Origin of the sequence: Actinomadura rugatobispora (genome assembly GCF_042656285.1) — a bacterium.
GTDB lineage: Bacteria > Actinomycetota > Actinomycetes > Streptosporangiales > Streptosporangiaceae > Spirillospora > Spirillospora rugatobispora.
Genome location: NZ_JBHSON010000070.1, coordinates 19,292 through 37,406, shown reverse-complemented (window position 1 = coordinate 37,406; position 18,115 = coordinate 19,292). Strand labels below are relative to the sequence as shown.

Annotated in this window: 15 protein-coding genes and 1 pseudogene; 11 read left to right on the top strand and 5 right to left on the bottom strand. The window is 72.7% G+C overall.

From position 1 onward, the window contains the following. The first annotated feature begins 47 nt into the window (after window positions 1-47). Entirely contained in the window at window positions 48-803 is a 756-nt protein-coding gene (locus ACFPZN_RS38255; protein WP_378287409.1) for an IclR family transcriptional regulator, read from the top strand. 6 nt (window positions 804-809) lie between these two features. Here the strand turns inward: ACFPZN_RS38255 and ACFPZN_RS38250 are convergent, their stop codons facing one another. Next, entirely contained in the window at window positions 810-1,571 is a 762-nt protein-coding gene (locus ACFPZN_RS38250; protein WP_378287408.1) for an ABC transporter permease, read from the bottom strand. 270 nt (window positions 1,572-1,841) lie between these two features. On the opposite strand from ACFPZN_RS38250, the gene ACFPZN_RS38245 reads away from it, so the two are divergent. The 4 genes from ACFPZN_RS38245 (at window position 1,842) to ACFPZN_RS38230 (ending at window position 5,619) form a co-directional block, all read left to right on the top strand. After that, window positions 1,842-2,534 (top strand): polysaccharide deacetylase family protein, encoded by a 693-nt coding sequence (locus tag ACFPZN_RS38245; RefSeq protein WP_378287407.1) that lies wholly within the window; start codon window positions 1,842-1,844, stop codon window positions 2,532-2,534. Between the two features lie 111 nt (window positions 2,535-2,645). Continuing rightward, window positions 2,646-3,956: a sensor histidine kinase gene (locus ACFPZN_RS38240; protein WP_378287406.1), complete on the top strand. Its 1,311-nt coding sequence runs from the start codon at window positions 2,646-2,648 to the stop codon at window positions 3,954-3,956. A gap of 13 nt (window positions 3,957-3,969) precedes the next feature. Then, the gene (locus ACFPZN_RS38235; protein ID WP_378287405.1) at window positions 3,970-4,611 is read left to right on the top strand and encodes a LuxR C-terminal-related transcriptional regulator; all 642 of its coding nucleotides are present in this window, start codon (window positions 3,970-3,972) and stop codon (window positions 4,609-4,611) included. A 123-nt stretch (window positions 4,612-4,734) separates the two neighbouring features. Next, window positions 4,735-5,619 carry a hypothetical protein gene (locus ACFPZN_RS38230; protein ID WP_378287404.1) on the top strand — a complete coding sequence of 295 codons (885 nt, stop codon included), beginning with the start codon at window positions 4,735-4,737 and terminating at the stop codon, window positions 5,617-5,619. A gap of 20 nt (window positions 5,620-5,639) precedes the next feature. On the opposite strand, the gene ACFPZN_RS38225 is transcribed toward ACFPZN_RS38230, so the two are convergent. Next, on the bottom strand, window positions 5,640-6,419 hold the full coding sequence (locus ACFPZN_RS38225; protein ID WP_378287402.1) for an enoyl-CoA hydratase/isomerase family protein: 780 nt from the start codon (window positions 6,417-6,419) through the stop codon (window positions 5,640-5,642). A 174-nt stretch (window positions 6,420-6,593) separates the two neighbouring features. Between ACFPZN_RS38225 and ACFPZN_RS38220 the strand changes: the two genes are divergently transcribed. The 3 genes and pseudogenes from ACFPZN_RS38220 to rho all read left to right on the top strand — a co-directional run. Next, on the top strand, window positions 6,594-8,549 hold the full coding sequence (locus tag ACFPZN_RS38220; RefSeq protein WP_378287401.1) for a PEP/pyruvate-binding domain-containing protein: 1,956 nt from the start codon (window positions 6,594-6,596) through the stop codon (window positions 8,547-8,549). Continuing rightward, window positions 8,546-9,400, top strand: a complete 855-nt coding sequence (locus ACFPZN_RS38215; protein ID WP_378287400.1) for a hypothetical protein — start codon at window positions 8,546-8,548, stop codon at window positions 9,398-9,400. Before ACFPZN_RS38220 ends, ACFPZN_RS38215 begins: the two co-directional genes overlap by 4 nt. 635 nt (window positions 9,401-10,035) lie before the next feature. Beyond that, window positions 10,036-11,103: pseudogene (gene rho, locus ACFPZN_RS38210) on the top strand (transcription termination factor Rho); the annotation flags it as partial. Window positions 11,104-11,130: 27 nt separating this feature from the next. Here rho and ACFPZN_RS38205 read toward each other — a convergent pair. The 3 genes from ACFPZN_RS38205 to ACFPZN_RS38195 form a co-directional block, all read right to left on the bottom strand. Further along, window positions 11,131-12,669, bottom strand: a complete 1,539-nt coding sequence (locus ACFPZN_RS38205) for a serine/threonine-protein kinase (RefSeq protein WP_378287399.1) — start codon at window positions 12,667-12,669, stop codon at window positions 11,131-11,133. Between the two features lie 133 nt (window positions 12,670-12,802). Then, window positions 12,803-13,762, bottom strand: coding sequence for a PIG-L deacetylase family protein (locus ACFPZN_RS38200; RefSeq protein WP_378287398.1), 960 nt, complete (start codon window positions 13,760-13,762; stop codon window positions 12,803-12,805). A gap of 131 nt (window positions 13,763-13,893) precedes the next feature. Next, window positions 13,894-15,471 carry an acyl-CoA synthetase gene (locus ACFPZN_RS38195; protein ID WP_378287396.1) on the bottom strand — a complete coding sequence of 526 codons (1,578 nt, stop codon included), beginning with the start codon at window positions 15,469-15,471 and terminating at the stop codon, window positions 13,894-13,896. 402 nt (window positions 15,472-15,873) lie between these two features. Here ACFPZN_RS38195 and sigE point away from each other — a divergent pair, with 402 nt between their 5' ends. The 3 genes from sigE (at window position 15,874) to ACFPZN_RS38180 (ending at window position 18,074) form a co-directional block, all read left to right on the top strand. Further along, on the top strand, window positions 15,874-16,440 hold the full coding sequence (gene sigE / locus ACFPZN_RS38190) for an RNA polymerase sigma factor SigE (protein ID WP_378287439.1): 567 nt from the start codon (window positions 15,874-15,876) through the stop codon (window positions 16,438-16,440). A gap of 166 nt (window positions 16,441-16,606) precedes the next feature. Beyond that, window positions 16,607-17,419, top strand: a complete 813-nt coding sequence (locus tag ACFPZN_RS38185; protein ID WP_378287395.1) for an alpha/beta fold hydrolase — start codon at window positions 16,607-16,609, stop codon at window positions 17,417-17,419. A 106-nt stretch (window positions 17,420-17,525) separates the two neighbouring features. Continuing rightward, window positions 17,526-18,074 (top strand): YceI family protein, encoded by a 549-nt coding sequence (locus ACFPZN_RS38180; RefSeq protein ID WP_378287394.1) that lies wholly within the window; start codon window positions 17,526-17,528, stop codon window positions 18,072-18,074. The last annotated feature ends 41 nt before the right edge of the window (window positions 18,075-18,115 follow it).

Here is an 18,115-nt window from a genome sequence, read left to right as displayed (position 1 = left end):
CGCGTCGCACCCCGGGTCAACGCCCCCACTCCCGCCCCAGGAGCCCGATGAGCCAGAGCCTCGCGCGGGCGTTGCGCATCCTGGCCGAGCTCGGCGAGGGGCCGCGCACGCTGGACGAACTCGCGGCCACCCTCGGCGTGCACAAGACCACCGTGCTGCGGCTGCTGCGCACCCTCGAACAGGAGCGCTTCGCCTACCGCGACGACGCCCACCGCTTCCACCTGGGCTCGCGCCTGTTCTCGCTGTCGGGGGCCGCGCTCGAACAGCGCGGCGTCCGCGACGTCGCCGCGCCCCACCTCGCCGGGCTGAACGACCTCACCGGCCAGACCGTGCACCTCGGCGTGTACGAGGGCGGCGAGGTCGTCTACCTCGACAAATACGACTCGCGGCACGCCATCCGCATGTACTCGCGCGTGGGCCTGCGGATGCCGCTGCACGCCACCGCCATCGCCAAGGTGCTCCTGGCCGACCTCCCCGAGCCGAGGCGCCGCCGTGTCGCCGCCGACATCGACTACGTCCCGCACACCGGCAACACCATCACCGACCCGGCCGCACTGCTGGACGAGCTCTCCCGCGTGGCCGCCCAGGGGTATGCCGTGGACGACGCCGAACACGAGACATTCATCCGATGCATCGCCGTCCCCATCCGGGACGCCGAAGGCCGCGCCATAGCGGCCGTGTCCATTTCAGTACCGGACGTCGTTCTGGGACGCGAACAAGTGATGGACCTACTCCCCGACCTGCAGGCAACCGCCCGCGCCATCTCCGACCACTACGGCTACACAGCCCCGACCCCCCGGTGACCGCGGCTATTTGGGGAAGGCGCCGTCGTCGGCCAGTCGGCCCGTCGCGACCAGTTCCAGCGTCACGATGACCGCGGTGGCCTCGATGGCCAGCAGCCCGATCAGCACCAGCAACTGCGTCGCCCCCGCCTCGACCGGGTCGGCGCCGCCCAGCAGCACGCCCACGAACGCCCCCGGCAGCGTGACCAGCCCCACCGTGCGGGTCTGGTCCAGCACCGGCACCAGTGCCAGCGCCGCCGACGAGCGGCACACCTCCAGCGCCGCGTCCCGGGGGAGCAGCCCCAGGGCGAGCCCGCCCTCGTACTCGCCGCGCCGGGTGCGCAACTCGTCCAGCGTGCGGCGCCCGGTCAGCGAGGTCGCCGTCATCGCCCCGCCGATGAAGATCCCCGCGATCGGCAGCACCGCGACCGGGCGCGGCGGCAGCACCGTCGAGGCCAGCAGCAACGCCAGCACGGGCGCCACCCCGGCGAGGATCGGCAGCAGCGTCCACCAGGCGCGGCCGCGGAACGACCCGGTCACCCGCCGGCCCGCCGTGGCCGCCGCGACCACCACCATCCCCGTCACGAACACCGCGGTCCAGCCCGCGCTGCGCAGCACCGCCGCGATCAGCAGCGACACGGCGGTCAGCTGGACGGCGGCGCGCAGCGCGGCCACCACGACATCGCGCGACAGGCCGAGCCGGCCGAGCCGCACCAGCAGCGCCGCGACGGCCGCCAGCGCGAGGAGGACGACGGCCAGCAGCGGGCCGACCGCGGGTGCCGCGTTCATGACCGCGTCATCCCCCGTTCCGCCGCCGCACGCACCGAACGGAGGCCGTGGCGCCGATTGAACTCATTGTGATCGTTTCTCCGCGTTGGCCCCACCGACACCGATAGCGTTTGCGGCGTGGGGGTAGTCGATTCGAGCCTTGCGTCTCGCCGCAGGGCTCTCTGGTTGATGGGTGCGGCCGGTTTCGCTTGCCTGGCCGCCGACAGTGCGGGCGCGTCCACCACGCCCCTGAGCGCGCGGCCCGGGAACGCGGCCCGTACGCGCCCGGTGGTGCACCGCCCCAGTCCGACACCGACGCCCACACCCACCCCTACTCCGCGCCCCGCGCCCTGGACGCCGACACGGCTCACCGCGGTCAAGCCAGGCGAACCCATCCGCAACCTGACCGAGCTCATCCCGCCGGCGCCCGACAAGTCGATCGCGCTCACCATCGACGACGGGCCCAGTCCCCAGTGGACGCCCAAGGTGCTCGACCTCCTCGCGGAGCACCAGGTGCGCGCGACGTTCTTCATCATCGGCGCCCAGGTCAAGGAATACCCCAAGCTGACCCAGCGGATCGCGGCGGCCGGGCACCAGATCTGCAACCACACGATGACGCACCCGCTGTCGTTCGACGACCTGTCCACCAAGACGCTGCGCAAGGAGATCGGCGAGGCGCACGACCGCATCGCGCAGATCTCCGGGGTCGTCCCGCTGTTCTTCCGCGCGCCCGGCGGCGCCTGGTCGCCCCAGGTCATGGAGGTCGTCGGGGAGCACGGCATGCTGCCCATCGACTGGGCGGTGGATCCGCGCGACTGGGCCCGGCCGGGCGTCGCGAGGATCCGCAAGACGCTGATGGGCTGCGCGTCCGGGAACATCCTGCTGGTGCACGACGGGGGCGGCGACCGCTCCCAGACCGTGAAGGCGTTGAAGGACGTCGTCCCGAAGCTCAAGAAGCGAGGCATGACCTTCGTCCCCCTCTGAACCCGGGTGGTGTAGATAAGTACACCCCTGTCCGGGTTTCGGGCACACTGTGCTCGCGGGGCATCCGCCCAAGACTGGACTCCGTACGGCCGCAGAGGTACGGAGGAACCGGTGGAAAACGAACTGACCAGACAGACCTGGCTCATGGAACGGGCCCGCGCGCCCTGGCGCGGCTTCCGGCTGTGGCTGCTCTCGATCCCCACGATCATCATCACCTACCTGGTGGCCAGCACGTTCTCCGCGATCAGCATCGGTCTGGGCGTCCTGATCGTCCCGCCCGCCGTGGAGGCCGCGCGCCGCTGGCTCGGCGTCTACCGCCGCCTCATCGGCGAGTGGACCGGCCACCGCATCGAGCGTCCGTATCTGCCGGAACCGGCCGGCGCCGCCGACTCCCCCCACCCGAGGCTCCAGCGCTTCCAGCAGGTCATGGCCGACCCCGCCACCTGGCGCGACCTCGGCTGGATGGTGGCCGACCCGATCGTCGCGCTGTTCACCGCCGCGCTCCCGGCGAGCCTGATCCTGTACGGCTTCTGGGGCTGGAACCTCACCTTCTGGGCCGGCCACACCATCGGCAGCCAAGGCTGGACGGAGTTCTACACCTTCATCCGCGTGGACGCCGGGTACACCTCGAACGCGGCCAACGTGGTCGGCACCGCGGTGCTCGGCACCCTCTTCATCGCGATCGGCTTCCTCATCGGCCCGAAGATGCTCGACGTGTACGGCCGCTGGGGCCGTTCACTGCTCGGCCCCACGGAGAAGGCCCGCCTCGCCCTGCGCGTCCAGCACCTCACCGAGACCCGGTACAACGCGGTGGACGCGTCCGCCGCCGAACTGCGCCGCATCGAACGCGATCTGCACGACGGCGCGCAGGCCCGCCTTGTCGCCATGGGCATGAGCCTCGGCGCCATCGAGCACCTGCTGGACAAGGACCCCGACAAGGCGAGGCTGCTGCTGGCCGAGACCCGCGCCTCGTCCGCCATGGCCCTCGCCGAACTGCGCGACCTCGTCCGCGGCATCCACCCGCCCGTCCTCGCCGACCGCGGTGTGGGCGACGCGGTCAAGGCGCTGGCACTGGACCACCCGCTGCCCGTAGAGGTAACCGTCGACCTGTCTGGACGCCCCGAGCCCCCGGTGGAATCGGCCGTCTACTTCGCCGTCTCCGAGATGCTCACCAACACCGCCAAGCACTCGGGCGCCGAACGGGTGTGGATCGACCTCCGCCACAGCGACGGGATGCTGCGCGCCACCGTCACCGACAACGGCCAGGGCGGCGCCTCGTTCGAAGGCGGCACCGGGCTGCGCGGCATCGAACGGCGGATCGGTAGCTTCGACGGAGTGCTCGCCCTGAACTCTCCTCCGGGCGGCCCCACCATCGTCACCCTGGAGGTCACGTGCACGCTCGACTCGCCCCCCTCCCCGTAGGGAGCGCGCACTGATGCGCGTCGTCCTGGCCGAAGACCTGGCTCTCCTGCGGGAGGGCCTGGTCAGTCTCCTGGAGGCGCACGACTTCGAGATCGCGGCGGCCGTGGACAACGGCCCTTCCCTGGTCAAGGCACTGCTCGACCACCGCCCGGACGTGGCGGTGGTCGATGTGCGCCTGCCGCCCTCGTTCACCGACGAGGGCCTCCAGGCGGCGCTGGAGGCCCGCCGCCGGATCCCGGGCCTGCCGGTGCTGGTGCTGTCGCAGTACGTCGAGCAGCTGTACGCGCGCGAACTGCTGGCCGACGGCAGCGGCGGCATCGGCTACCTGCTCAAGGACCGGGTCTTCGACGCCGCCCAGTTCGTGGACGCGGTGCGCCGCGTCGCGGCGGGCGGCACGGCCATGGACCCCGAGGTCATCTCCCGGCTGGTCGCCAGCACCCGGCAGCGGCCGCTGGGCCGCCTCACGCCCCGCGAGCTGGAGGTGCTGGAGCTGATGGCGCAGGGGCGCTCCAACGGCGCCATCGCGCAGCAGCTCGTCGTCACCGAGCGCGCCGTCACCAAGCACACCGCCAACATCTTCGGCAAGCTCGACCTCGCCGTCTCCGACGACGACAACCGCCGCGTCCTGGCCGTCCTCGCCTACCTCAACCGCTGACCCGGCCGCATCGCGACCGGCGCGTGGGCAATGACCTTGCTGAAACGCGATATCGGGCTATCCCGGTCCTCACATGGTGAATTATCTTGCCAGGCAAGATTGAGCCCTTCTGGAGGGGCCGCCATGACATGGATCCTGGTCCTGCTGTGCCTGGCGATCGCGGGCCGTGAGCTGTACCTGGCGTTCGAGCGCAAGCGCCCCGGCACCACACCCGAACTGGCCGACCTTCGCGCCCGGCTCACCGACACCCGCGAGGAGGTCGAACGGCTCCGCTCCGCGCAGGACGAGCGGTTCGAGCAGACCGCCGCCGACCACACCCACCTCACCGAGTCCCTGGGCGAGACCGACGCCCGCATCAGCTCCCTCATCGGCCAGATCAACGACCGGATGGTGCCCGAGGTCAACACCCGCCTGACCCGGCAGCGCGAGACGATCGAACGCCTCGGCTCCGAACTGGCCGGACTCCGCGGCCACCTGATCGCCCGCCTCGACCAGGCCGTCGCCGCCTCCCTCGGCGCCGACCCCGTCGACACCGTCGCCGGAGCGCTCGCCGCCGACGCCACCGCACCCCGCACCGACCTCGGCCGCGCCTTCGAACGCCTCACCGGCCAGTACGGCCTCCGCGTCGAACTGGCCGACCCCGCCGCGTACCGGATGCCCGGCTCCTCCGACGCCTGGCAGACCCGCTACTACCTCTCCGGCCGCAGCCCGCGCGGCCTGGAACGCGACTTCATCGACCTGCTCCGCGCCCTCGCCGGCCCCGGCACCGACACCAAGGCCGAGGCAGCCCAAACTCTCCTGGGCGCCCTCGAACACACACGAATGGGCGGCGCCCAGATCGGCCCCCTCGTCATAGCCCGCACCCCCCACTCCCTCATCTGCGGCGTGCTCCCCCTGGCCGACCTGCAGAAATCCGAACCCGCCGCCCGCATCGCCGACCCCCTCACCACGGCGGCCAAACTTCAGGCCCTCCCCCCAACCCGCCTCTACACCCCCCGATCCCCCTGAGAGGAGGGGTTGCTTGCGGGTTAGTGGTGGGGGGTGGTCCAGGTGAAGGTGGGTGGGCGGCGTTGTTCGAAGGCGGTGACGCCTTCGGTCATGTCGCCGGTGGGGGCGTGGGCCTCGGCCAGCCAGCGGGCGGTGGTGGACTCCAGGTCGGCGCCGGTCACGATCGTGTCGACGATCTCCTTGGTGGCGCGCTGGGTGAGGAGGGAGCGGGAGGCCAGGGTGGCGGCGAACTCGGTGACGCGCCGGTGCAGGTCGCCGGGATCGACGACCTCGTTCAGCAGGCCGATGCGGAGGGCGTGCTCGGCCGGGACGAGGTCGGCCGAGTAGAGGAGGTACTTGGCCGCGGACGCGCCGACCTGGCGTACCAGGCGCCGCGTCGCCGAGGCCGGGTAGACGATGCCGAGGCGGGCCGGGGTGATGCCGAAACGGGCGTCGGCGGCGGCGAAGCGCAGGTCGCAGGCGGTGGCGAGCTGGCAGCCGCCGCCGACACAGAAACCCTCGATCGCCGCGACGGTCGGCTTGGGGAACGCGGCGAGGGCGTCCTCGGCGACGGTCGAGGGGTGCGCGTCGCCGCGGCGGCGGATCTCCGCCAGCTCGCCGATGTCGGCACCGGCGCAGAAGTTGCCGCCCGCCCCCGTGAGCACCACCACGCGCACGGCCGGGTCGTCGGCGAACACCTCCAGGAGTTCGGGGAGCCGGTGCCACATGGCCGTGGTCATCGCGTTGCGCTTCTCCGGCCGGTCGATCGTGATCGTCGCGACGCCGCCGGCGACCTCGCCGTGCAGCCACTGCTCCGCCATCCCGCCCCCCTCTGTTCGCGGCAATCGTACGAGGCGGCCCTTTCCCGACTCCGCCCTGGGTACGACTCCGCCTCCTCCGCCGGGTGAGGCGCAAGACACCACCTGCGGGTGAGGATTTCGGCGGCGCCGCGGCGGATTCTAGATGTGGGGGCGGCCCGAGGATCGGAGTTCGTGGTGCCACCAAGCACGCGCGTCTTCTGGACCATTCCGCTCGACGACGCCCCGGCCGCGCGCGCGGGCGCCAAGGCGGCCAACCTGGCCCGCGCGGCCCGGCACGACCTGCCGGTGCTGCCCGGCTTCGTCATCCCCGTCCGTCCCGGCGACGGCACCGGTGACCTCCGCGACGCCTGGGCCCGGCTCTCCGCGGGCGGCGAACGCCCCCTGGTGGTCCGGTCGTCGTCCACGCAGGAGGACGGGGCGGTGTCGTCCATGGCGGGCCGGTTCGTGTCGGTGCTGGACGTGCGCGGCTGGGAGCGGTTCCAGACCGCCGTCGACGAGGTCATCGCGTCCGCCTCGGCGCCCGGCACGATGGCGGTGCTGGTGCAGCCGCAGCTGGACGCGGTGGCGGGCGGTGTCATGTTCGGCGCCGACCCTGTCGACGGCCGCACCGACCGGGTGATCGTGTCGGCGGTGCCCGGCGGTCCGCACGCGCTGGTCGGCGGTGAGATCGACGGCACCCGTTACGCGCTGACCAGGCGCGGGCGGGTGGTCGGAGAGCACGGGGGCGGGCCGCTGACCCGGTCGCAGCTGCGCGCGCTCGCCCGGCTGGCGGCGCGGACGGCGTCGGTGTTCGGCGGCCCGCAGGACGTCGAGTTCGCGTTCGACGGGGACGGGCGGCTGTGGCTGCTGCAGAGCCGTCCGGTCACGGCGCTGGCCCCGGTGCCGCCGCGGCGGGCACCGCTGCTGGGGCCGGGACCGGTGGCGGAGACGCTGCCCGATCCGCTGTCGCCCTTGGAGGAGGACCTCTGGCTGATGCCGCTGGATCGGGGGCTCGGCGAGGCGCTGGCCACGGCGGGGGCGGTGTCGCGGCGCGCGCTCCGCAGGCGTCCCACGGTCGTCTCCGTCGGCGGGCGCGCGGCGGCCGACCTGCGGAGGCTGGGGGCCGCGCCCGGCGGCCGCCCGTGGCTGCGGCTGCTCAACCCCGTGCCCGCCGTCCGGAGACTGGCGGTGGCCTGGCAGGTGGGCCGCCTGCGCGCCGGGTTCCCCGAGATCGCCGCGCGTACCACGGCGCGGGTGGACGCGGAGCTCGCGGCCGTTCCGGGGTTGGCGGAGCTCACCGACAAGGAGATGGTCGCCGCCCTGCGCTGGACGCGGGCCACGCTGGTCCCGCTGCACGGTCTCGAAGCGCTCGCTGGCTCCCTTGTGACCGCGGAGAAGTCCGCGACCGCCGCGGCCCAGGGTCTGGCCGCGCTCACCGGGGCCCGCGCCCGAGGTCTGGACGACGCGCGGATCGTCGCCGCGAACCCGGCGGTCCTGGCCCTCACCCCACCGTCCATCGGTCCTACGTGCCTGCCACCGACGCGATGGGGGACGGCGACGCCCGGCTCTGGCCTGGGGGCTCGGGAGGGGTTGCGGTTGCGGATTCGGTGGGTGCAGGAGCTCGGCGCCCGGCTGGCGTGGGAGGCCGGGATGCGGCTGACCTCGGACGACGCGCTGCCGCGCCCCGAGATGGTGCGGGTGCTGAGGTTCGATGAGCTGGTGGCGGCGTTCGAGGGCGGCTCACTCCCCGCCGGTCTGGAACGCGGCGCCGCTCCGCCGCGTACCGCTCCGCTGCCGGCGGTGTTCCGGCTGGCTGGCGGACGGGTCGTGGCGGAGGCACCGCCGCCCGGGGAAGGCGCCCGTCCCGCGGGCGGCGGACGGGGGTCCGGGCCGGTCCACGCCGGCCCGGGCTCTCCCCCGGCGGGTTCGGTGCTGGTGGTACGGACCCTGGCCCCTTCGCTGGCGGCGGAGCTGCCGGCGCTGGCGGGGCTGGTGGCCGAGACGGGGAGCCCGCTGTCGCACCTGGCGATCCTCGCCCGGGAGCTCGGGGTCCCGACCGTGGTCGGGCTGCGCGGCGCCCTCGACCGGTTCCCGCCCGGTACCGAGATCGTGGTGGACGGCGACACCGGCGCGGTCGAGGCCGCGGCATGAGGCGGCTGGTGTACGCGGGCCTCGGGGCGATGGTGGCCGCCACCGGGGGTTACACGGTGGTGTACCTGGCCCGGTGGGAGTGGCAGCGGTCGCTGATGGCGGGCGAGTTGCTGCTGGTGTGCCTGATCGTGCTGGTCGCGGTGGCCGGGGCGCACCGGTTGCGGCGGATCGAGCGGCTGCTGGCCGGAGGGCGGCCCGCGGAGAAGACAGAGCCCGTGGAGAAGACAGAGCCCGTGGAGGGGGAGGTGCCGCGGTTCCGGTGGCTGGAGGCCGAGTCCTCCTCGTACAAGGTGTTCATTCCGGTCCTGCTGGGGGTGGGGATCGTGGTGTCGGGCCTGGCGGCCCTGGTGGAACGGGTCGCGGCCTCCATCAGTCGGGGCACGGCCGGGGGCGACGTCGTTCCGGGCTCGCTGCGGTTGCCTGAGGGAGGGGTGCTGGTAGGTGCGCCGGAGCCGCCCCCGGCCGGGCGTGACCTTCGGGTGCGGGTGTTCGGGGCGGGCGTGGCGCTGGTGGTGGCCGCGCTGGGCGTCATCGAGCTGGCCGACCACACCCAGGACCGGCCCGACCCGCCGATGCGCGCGACCGCGAGCACGCTGATCCTCCAGGCGGAGACGAACGGGGTGGCGGCGTCCGGTCCGCTGACGGCGCGGCTGTGGGAGTACTGCCGAGGCTCCACCCGGCCCTACCTGGAGCGCGGCGGGCTCGTCCCCCTGGCCGAGGGGCGCTACGCCCTGGTCGTCCAGCCCGCTCTGGGGGAGTACGCGCTGAGGCGGCTGCGCGGGTGCCTGCAGGACGCGGTCATCGATCACGGGCGGTTCAGCGTGCTGTCCGTACGGCACGACCAGGGGTGAAGAAGGGAAGCGCGGGGAACTTGGGAAAGGGATGCGGAGTCATACGGGGTGTCAGAGAAAGGATTCGGGGGCTCTGCGAGGGGGATCGTCATTATGGACGACCGGCGTGAAGGGATCGCCGGGCGGCGGGAATGCGGAACGGGCGTTGCGTGCTGTACTGTCGTGATAGCGCCTGTGTGTTGCCGCCCCACATCGGTTGGGCGGTGAGGGCGTTTCCTCCCCGCCCGGGCCATCTGAGCGCCCGGTGATTGTGTTCCCCCATTCGTTCGTGTCCGGGGGTACGCGCGGATCCGCGTCCCGGACCATCGCACCAAGGGAGCCGACGGCAGCACGGTGAACCGGAGCTGCATCTCATTCCCTCCACGTACGGGCCACGCGCCGAGCGCGAGCCGTACGCGGAAACCGACTCCAGGCGCCGCACAACGCTTTCCGCGGACGCCTGAGAAGGGATTTCCATGACCACCATGACCACCGAACGCACGGCCGTGCCCAAGCAGCAGGCCACGCGCCGCCGGACGGCGCGGTCCTCGCGGCAGGCGACGGCCGCCACGGGGGCCGGCACTGCGGTGCGGCGGCCCGACCAGCCGGCCGCCGAAGAGACGGTCATCCCGTTCCAGGGCGTGCTGTCCGTGCAGGACAAGCACGCGTTCGTCCGGACGCAGGGCTACGCGCCCGGCCCGTCCGACGTGTACCTCTCGCCCGCGCAGGTGAAGGCGGCCCATCTGCGCCCCGGTGACGTCGTCGCCGGGACGGCCCGCCCGCCCCGCTCCAGCCGCGAGAAGCACAACTCCCTCGTCCAGGTCGAGGCCGTCAACGGGGGCTCCCCCGAGGACGCCGCCGCGCGGCCCGAGTTCGGCAAGCTGACCCCGCTGTTCCCGGAGGAGCGGCTGCGGCTGGACAGCGGCGCGCTCGCGACCCGCGTCATCGACCTGGTCTCCCCCATCGGCAAGGGCCAGCGCGGGCTGATCGTGTCGCCGCCCAAGGTCGGCAAGACGATGATCCTGCAGGCCCTGGCCAACGCCATCAGCATCAACAACCCCGAATGCCACCTCATGGTCGTGCTCATCGACGAGCGGCCCGAAGAGGTCACCGACATGCAGCGGTCGGTGAACGGCGAGGTGCTGCACTCGACGTTCGACCGCCCCGCCGAGGACCACACCGCGCTGGCGGAACTGGCCATCGAGCGCGCCAAGCGGCTGGTCGAGCAGGGCCGCGACGTGGTCGTGCTGCTCGACTCGATCACCCGGCTGGGCCGCGCGTACAACCTGGCGGCGCCGTCCAGCAGCCGCATCCTGGCGGGCGGCGTGGCGACGACCGCGCTGTACCCGCCCAAGAAGTTCTTCGGCGCCGCCCGCAACATCGAGGACGGCGGTTCGCTGACCATCCTGGCGACCGCGCTGGTCGACACCGGGTCCCGGATGGACGACGTGTTCTTCGAGGAGTTCAAGGGCACCGGCAACATGGAGCTGAAGCTCGACCGGGGCCTGGCCGACCGGCGGATCTTCCCCGCGGTCGACATCGAGGCGTCCGGCACGCGGCGTGAGGAGCTGCTCATCGGCCGCGAGGAGCTGCAGCTGAACTGGCGGCTGCGCCGCGCCCTGCACGGTCTCGAACGGCAGCAGGCCGTCGAGATGCTGCTGGAGAAGATGAAGGGCACCACCTCCAACGCCGAGTTCCTGCTGCGCGTGCAGCAGACGACCTGACGCTCCCTCCTCCCCCTCCGCCGGCGGTCAGCCGGTGCGGAAGGATTCCAGGATGCGGTCGTAGCGCCGTTGCGCCGGTGTCCAGTGGCTGTCGGGGGCGTGGAAGGAGAACTCGTATCCGGCCGCCCGGCTGCGCAGCGCGTGCGAGCGCTCGCCGTCCTCGCCCCAGGTGAACTCCCATTCCGCCGCGTCCGCGAGCAGCGCCGGCACGGCCTCGAGCCGCAGCAGGCGGTAGCCGGGGTAGGTTCCGGACGCCAGCGCCTCGTGCTCGGCCGCGCGCAGCCCGGCCAGCGGGTCGCCGGAGACCGGGGTGATGCGCAGCGCCTGCTCGGCCGCCGCGTCCTGCCACTGGACGGTGCCGCCGAGCCGTTCGCGCCGCCAGTCGCGCGGGATGTCGATGTGGTAGCCGCCGGAGCCGGCGACCTCGTGATAGGTGATCATTCTGGGTGAGCGGTGCCCGGCGGTCCCGTGCTCGTCCCCCGAGGCCGGGAGCAGGGCCAGGGGTTCGCTCTTGCCGACGGAGTTCCAGCGCGCGCTCCAGGCTCCCAGGACGACGGCCATCACGACGACCGTCGTGAAGCACGCCACCGTCAGGGCGCGCGGGCGGTTGTCGTGGGCGTGCGCCGCCGGCCCTGGACGGGCCGGGCCGGGATCGGGTTCGTCCACCATGAGGCCGAGGCGCGTAGACCACTGTCTGGGAATCCGCCGCCGCCAGAGCGGGACCGGCGGGTCGGGGGGACGGCCCGCCTCGCGCAGCATCCGCGCAGCGTCGGCTGCCCCCAGCCGCTGGGACGGGTCCTGTTCCAGCAACCCCTGGATGACGGGGGCGAGCCGGCCCGCGTGCACGGGCGGCGGGTAGTCGCCCAGCAGCACCGCCAGCATGGATGCGAGCGCGTGGCGTCGCAGGAACGGCGACACTCCCTCCACGGCCGTGTAGAGCGTCGCCCCGAGCGACCACAGGTCCGACTCGCGCCTGCCGGGTTCCCCCCGGACGCGTTCGGGCGGCATGTACGCGGGAGACCCCTCGATGCCCGCGACGAGCGTCTCCTCCGGTTCCTGGCCGCCCTGGTCCATGTGGACGGCCAGGCCGAAGTCGGTGAGCACGATCCGGCCGTCGTCGCACAGCAGCACGTTGCTGGGTTTGACGTCGCGGTGCAGGATGCCGGCCGCGTGCGCCGCGCGCAGCACCGACAGCACGCGCCGGCCGATGCGGGCGGCGCGTTCGACGCGCACCGGGCCGCGTTCGGCGATCTCCTGGTGCAGGGACCGGGCGTTCAGCAGTTCCATGACGATCCACGGACGCCCGTCCTCGATGACGATGTCGTGCACGTCGATGACGCCGGGATGGCGCAGCGCCGCGGTGGCGCGGGCCTCCTCGATGAGCCTGCGGCACAGGAGCCGGCACTCGCCCGCGGTGAAGCGTTCCGGAAGGCGCACTTCCTTCACCGCGACGTCGCGGCCCAGCATCTCGTCATGGGCGCGCCACACCGTGCCCATCCCGCCCCTGCCGACCACCGAGAGGAGGCGATACCGCTCGGCCAGCGGAATCAACCGATCTCTCCCCATGGGGTGGTTATGCGCGCGAACCGCCCCAAGGCATGTTCCGGGGCACCAAATCCTTTCTTGACCGATCCCCGACCCGGCGCTGAGCCGGGGCGTGGGGAGCGCGCGTGAAGTTAAGGAGCGTTCGCGCGCCTCCTCAAACGCCAGCCGCGGGCGCGGGCGTGGACGAGGGCGTGGACGCGGCCGGTTCGGGGTGCGGCTGCGGGCGCGTTTCCGGCGCCGGCGCTGGCGTCGGTGTCGGCTCCGGTTCCGCTTCCGGCTCCGGCTCCGGCTCCGGCTGCGCGCGGGGCGGCACCGGGCGGCGGCCGCGAGCCGGCTGCGCGACGGGAACGGGCCACCGGTCCAGCGGGTGGTGCAGGACGGTGCCGGGCGGCAGGTCCCGCCGTACGAACCACTCCGTACCCAGAACGAGCCGGAACACCACGCGCGGCAGACGCAGCAGCGCCGTGAACGTGCAGACCGAATCACCGCACAGCCGGTGCGTGACGTGGGCGGCCATGACGGCTCGCTTGGTCGCGCTGTACTTGCGGACGCGGATGCGGTGCGTGATTTCCCCGCGCGAGGTGTACGCGTGCCGCGCGCGCGGGAGCAGGCCGAAACGTGCGATCGGCCCGAGCGCGCGCAGGAGAAGGTCGCGGTCGACCGTCGCCTCCAGGACGACCGGCGTCCCCGCCAGTTCGGCGGCCCTGACCCCGACCCGGTGCACCTGCACATGGTCGGGGTGCCCGTAACCTCCGGCCGGGTCGTACACGGTGAGCAGGTCTGCCTGCTCCTCGCGCAGCACCTCGGCCACTTCCTCGGCGGCGAGTTCCACCTTCGTACGGGAGAACCCGCCGAGCGCGCTGCCGTCGGGACCGGAGTCCTCGTACCCGAGCAGCACGACGCGCTCGCATCCGAGGACGTGCGCCGGCGCGTCGAGCACGTCGGTGCGGACCTGGCCCCTCGGGCGGGCGTCCAGGCCGCTCGGCGCGTGCTCCGCCGCGGCGACCACGAGCACCACCCGGTGGCCCTCGGCCGCCAGGCGCGCCATCGTGCCGCCCGTCAGCAACGCCTCGTCGTCACGGTGGGCGTGGAAGAAGACGCAGGTCCTTCGCACGGCGTGTAGATGCCCCGACCCGGTTGAAGATCATTCCACCGGCTCGTCAAACCTGCGCCATACCCGCCACGCCGCGCACGACCGCGCCGGACGCCCGGTGCTAGGCGGCCCGGTCGAACGTCCCAATAAGGTCAGGTAAGGACGGATTTGGCCCACTTGTAGTCGGACTTCCCCACGGCGGTGCGGTGAACCTCGTCCACCACCGTGATCTGGCGGGGCAGCTTGTACCCGGCCAGGCGGCCCCGGCAGTGCTCGACCAGCGCCTCCAGGGTCGGGGACGCGCCGGGGCGGGCGGAGACGACGGCCGCCACGCGCTGGCCGAAGCGCTCGTCCGGAAGGCCCACGACCACGGCGTCGTACACGTCGGGGTGGGACTTGAGCGCGACCTCGACCTCCTCCGGGTAGACCTTCTCGCCCCCGGTGTTGATCATCAGGGAGCCGCGGCCGAGCAGGGTGATCGTGCCGTCCTCCTCCAGCGCGGCGAAGTCGCCCGGGACCGACCAGCGGGTGCCCTCGGCGTCGGTGAAGAACGTGGACGCGGTCTTCTCCGGGTCGTTGTAGTAGCCGATCGGGATGTGCCCGCTGCGCGCCAGCCGGCCGATCTCGCCGGGCCGCACCGCCTTGAGGTCGTCGTCCAGGACGGTGATGCCGGGCTTCATCATGAAGCGCGCCGTGCCCTCCTTGCCGCCGCCGATCGACGGGCCGCACGCGCCGGTCTCGGACGCCCCGTAGTTGTCCATGAACAGGATGTTCGGCAGGAGCGCCTGCAGTTCGGCCCGGGCGCCCTCGGTCAGCGGCGCCCCGCCGGACGCGATCGCGAAAAGCGAGGACGTGTCGTGCTCGCCGGTCGCCAGTTCCTTCGCCACCGGCCGCGCCATCACGTCCCCGACCAGCATCAGCACGTTGGCCTGCTCGTCCGCCACGATCCGCAGGGCGCGGGCCGCGTCGAACGCGTGGTCGGTGTAGAGGACGACCTTGGCGCCGCTGAGCAACCCCATGAACGCCACCCACTGCCCGGCGCCGTGCATGACGGGCGCGCAGTCCAGGACCGCCATCGGGGGCTGCTCAGCGTTCGCGGCGATCCCCTCGGGGCTGGTGATCGGGTCGCCGAGGACGTTCCCGCCGCCGAGCGCGCCGAAGAAGATGTCCTCGCAGCGCCACTCCACGCCCTTGGGGTAGCCGGTGGTGCCGCCGGTGTACATGATGTAGCGGTCGTCGCTGGACCGCTCCGGGAAGTCGTCGCCGGGGGAGACGGCCGCGAGGGACTTCTCGTACTCGACGGCGCCGGGGACGTCGGCGTCCGAGCCGTCCTCCAGGACGACCACGTGCCGCAGCTTCGGCAGGTCGCCCCGTATCTCCTCGACCCTGGCCAGCAGCGAGCGCTCCCCTATCAGCGCGACCGCGTCGGAGTCGGACAGCACGTGCCGCAGCTCGGCGGCGACGTAGCGGTAGTTCACCGGGATCGGGACGGCCCGGACCTTGAAGGCGCCGAGCATGCTCTCGATCCATTCGGCCCGGTTGTAGGCCAGGATCGCGACGTGCTCGTCCGGGCGAACGCCGGCGGCCGCCAGGTGGTGGCCCACCCGGCTCGCGCGTTCGTCGAGCTCACGGTAGGTGCGGCGCTCGTCCCCGGCGACGAGTGCGGGGCGGTCCGGTCCGGCGGCGGCAAGGATCTCGAGAAGGTCGGCCAGGTTGTAGCTTCGCGCCATGCCACGTCCTCGCGGTCGGGGGGTGGGTGGTATGCGGGTGGGCGGAGCGTCGGTTCCGTCGGGCTTGTCCGGGTTCCGCCGGTGGGGTCATCCGATCATGTCTGGCGTCCGTGCGGGGCTCAATCGCTGCTGACGGATCGTCCAATGGCATCGCTCACAAGGGCGTGAACGCCCCGGTCAATGAGCGATCCGTCACACGACCGCCGCGACCTGGCCCCATCCGGCCACCCCGCCGATCGGGGAAACCGCAGTTCACCAGGGATTCCGCCGGAACGACCCCGGGAGGGCCCGGCGCCGCATCCGGCCGGCCAACGACGTTCTTACACGGCTCTTATCTGGGTACCGGCATGCTTGGCCGTAACGATTTCGCATCAGACGGGGGTAGCGGTGAGCGCAGGCGCGATGGCGTGGACGCCTCCGACATGGGAGGAGATCGTCAGCGAGCACTCCACAAGGGTGTTCAGGCTGGCGTACCGCCTGACCGGTAACCGGCACGACGCCGAGGACCTGACCCAGGACGTCTTCATCCGGGTGTTCCGTTCCTTGTCCTCCTACAGCCCGGGGACCTTCGAAGGATGGCTGCACCGGATCACCACCAACCTCTTCCTCGACCGCGCCCGCCGCAAGCAGCGCATCCGGTTCGACGCGCTCGGCGACGACGCGGCCGACCGGCTGCAGGGCCGCGAGCCGTCGCCCGCCCAGGCGTACGACGAGCGGCACCTGGACGCCGACATCCAGCGCGCGCTGGACGCGCTGGCGCCGGAGTACCGCGCCGCGGTGGTCCTGTGCGACATCGAGGGCCTGACCTACGAGGAGATCGGCGCCTCGCTGGGCGTCAAGCTCGGCACCGTGCGCAGCCGCATCCACCGCGGCCGGGCCCAGCTCCGCGCCGCCCTGGAGCACCGCCGCCCGCCCGAGCCCGCCCCGGCCCCGAGCCTGGACGGCGACACCGTCCCCACCTCCTACTGACCCACCCGGCCACCCCCGCCACCTGCACTCACACCGCCTGGCGAGCAGAACCCGGCCGAGGTCGGCCTGCCCCGACCGTCCACACCGCGCCCGCCGGCGGGGTGCGGGCGCGGCGTGAGGACCGTCACACGTGACCGGCCGGTAACTTGTGGCCTACCCTCAGCCCGTGGACATCGTCTTCGAGCGTCGCGGCGACGGGCCGCCGCTGGTGCTGCTGCACGGGATCGGCCACCGGCTGCAGGGCTGGCGGCCGGTCATGGACCGGCTGGCCGGGGAGCGCGACGTGATCGCGCTGGATCTGCCCGGTTTCGGCGACTCGCCGCCGCTTCCTCCGGGCACCCCGTACACCGTGGACGCGACGATCGACGTCCTGGCGGACCTGTTCGAGCGGCTCGGCGTGGAGCGGCCGCACATCGCGGGCAACTCGCTGGGCGGGCTGTTCGCGCTGGAGGCCGCCGATCGCGGGCTGGTCAGCTCCGCCACCGCGCTGTCGCCGGCCGGGTTCTTCAACGCGCGCGAGCTGGCGCGGGCCGCCTCGATCCTGCGCGCCTCGCGGCTGGGGGCCAGGCTCCCGGACCCGCTGATGGCCCTGCTCGCGCGCTCGCCGCGCCGCCGGACGGCCATGTTCGGGATGATCTACGGCCGTCCCGACCTGCTGGACGCCGAGGCGCTCGCGGGGGACGCCAGGGCGATGCGCACCGCCGCCGGGTTCGAGCCGACGCTGCGGGCGGGGCGCGGGGTCCGCTTCCAGGGCGCCTGCGCGGACGTCCCGGTGACGATCGCGTGGGGCACCAGGGACCGGCTGCTGGGCGCGAGCCAGGCCGTCCGCGCCCAGCGGGCGCTGCCGGACGCCCGGTTCGTCTGGATGGAGGGCTGCGGTCACGTCCCGATGGGAGACGATCCCGAGCTGGTGGCCAAGGTCCTTCTGGACGGCAGCGCCCACCCTCTCCTCGCGGCGCAGGCCAGGTCCACCGCCTGAGCGGCCCTCCGGAGCGGTCTTCGCCAGGCGTTTGACATATCATTGAAGTCTCAACTAACCTCACCGTAGGCAAGTCGTTGAAACTTCAAGCAAATCTGGAGTGACCATGAGCATCGCCACCGCGGCCCCCGGGCTGACCGCCGGCACCTGGAACATCGACCCCGCGCACTCCGAGGTCACCTTCGTGATCCGGCACCTGATGACCAAGGTACGGGGCAGCTTCACCGACTTCTCCGGCAGCATCGTGATCGCCGACGACCTGGCCTCCTCCACGGCCACCGCCGAGATCAAGATGGCCTCCATCGACACCCGCCACGCCGACCGCGACGCGCACGTCCGCTCCGCCGACGTCCTCGACATCGAGAACCACCCGACGATGACGTTCGCGACCACCGGCCTGCGCTCCGAGGGCGGCGACCACTACCTCGACGGCGACCTCACCATCCGGGGCGTCACCCGCCCGGTCTCCCTGGAGGTCGAGTTCAACGGCGTCGGCGACGACCCGTGGGGCGGCTTCCGCGCCGGTTTCACCGCTTCCACCACGATCAACCGCAAGAACTGGGGCATCGAGTTCAACGTCCCGCTGGCCGGCGACAAGGCCCTCCTGGGCGACAAGGTCGACCTCCAGCTGGAGATCCAGGCCGTCCGCGCCTGACCTTCCCCTCCCGGGAGGTCACGAGGCGACGCCCCACTTGC

Coding starts and splice junctions, on each gene's coding strand:
- ACFPZN_RS38230 (WP_378287404.1), top strand. CDS start 4,735: ATGACATGGATCCTGGTCCTGCTGTGCCTGGCGATCGCGGGCCGTGAG.
- ACFPZN_RS38215 (WP_378287400.1), top strand. CDS start 8,546: ATGAGGCGGCTGGTGTACGCGGGCCTCGGGGCGATGGTGGCCGCCACC.
- ACFPZN_RS38225 (WP_378287402.1), bottom strand. CDS start 6,419: ATGGCGGAGCAGTGGCTGCACGGCGAGGTCGCCGGCGGCGTCGCGACG.
- ACFPZN_RS38255 (WP_378287409.1), top strand. CDS start 48: ATGAGCCAGAGCCTCGCGCGGGCGTTGCGCATCCTGGCCGAGCTCGGC.
- ACFPZN_RS38250 (WP_378287408.1), bottom strand. CDS start 1,571: ATGAACGCGGCACCCGCGGTCGGCCCGCTGCTGGCCGTCGTCCTCCTC.
- sigE (WP_378287439.1), top strand. CDS start 15,874: ATGGCGTGGACGCCTCCGACATGGGAGGAGATCGTCAGCGAGCACTCC.
- ACFPZN_RS38180 (WP_378287394.1), top strand. CDS start 17,526: ATGAGCATCGCCACCGCGGCCCCCGGGCTGACCGCCGGCACCTGGAAC.
- ACFPZN_RS38195 (WP_378287396.1), bottom strand. CDS start 15,471: ATGGCGCGAAGCTACAACCTGGCCGACCTTCTCGAGATCCTTGCCGCC.
- ACFPZN_RS38205 (WP_378287399.1), bottom strand. CDS start 12,669: ATGGGGAGAGATCGGTTGATTCCGCTGGCCGAGCGGTATCGCCTCCTC.
- ACFPZN_RS38235 (WP_378287405.1), top strand. CDS start 3,970: ATGCGCGTCGTCCTGGCCGAAGACCTGGCTCTCCTGCGGGAGGGCCTG.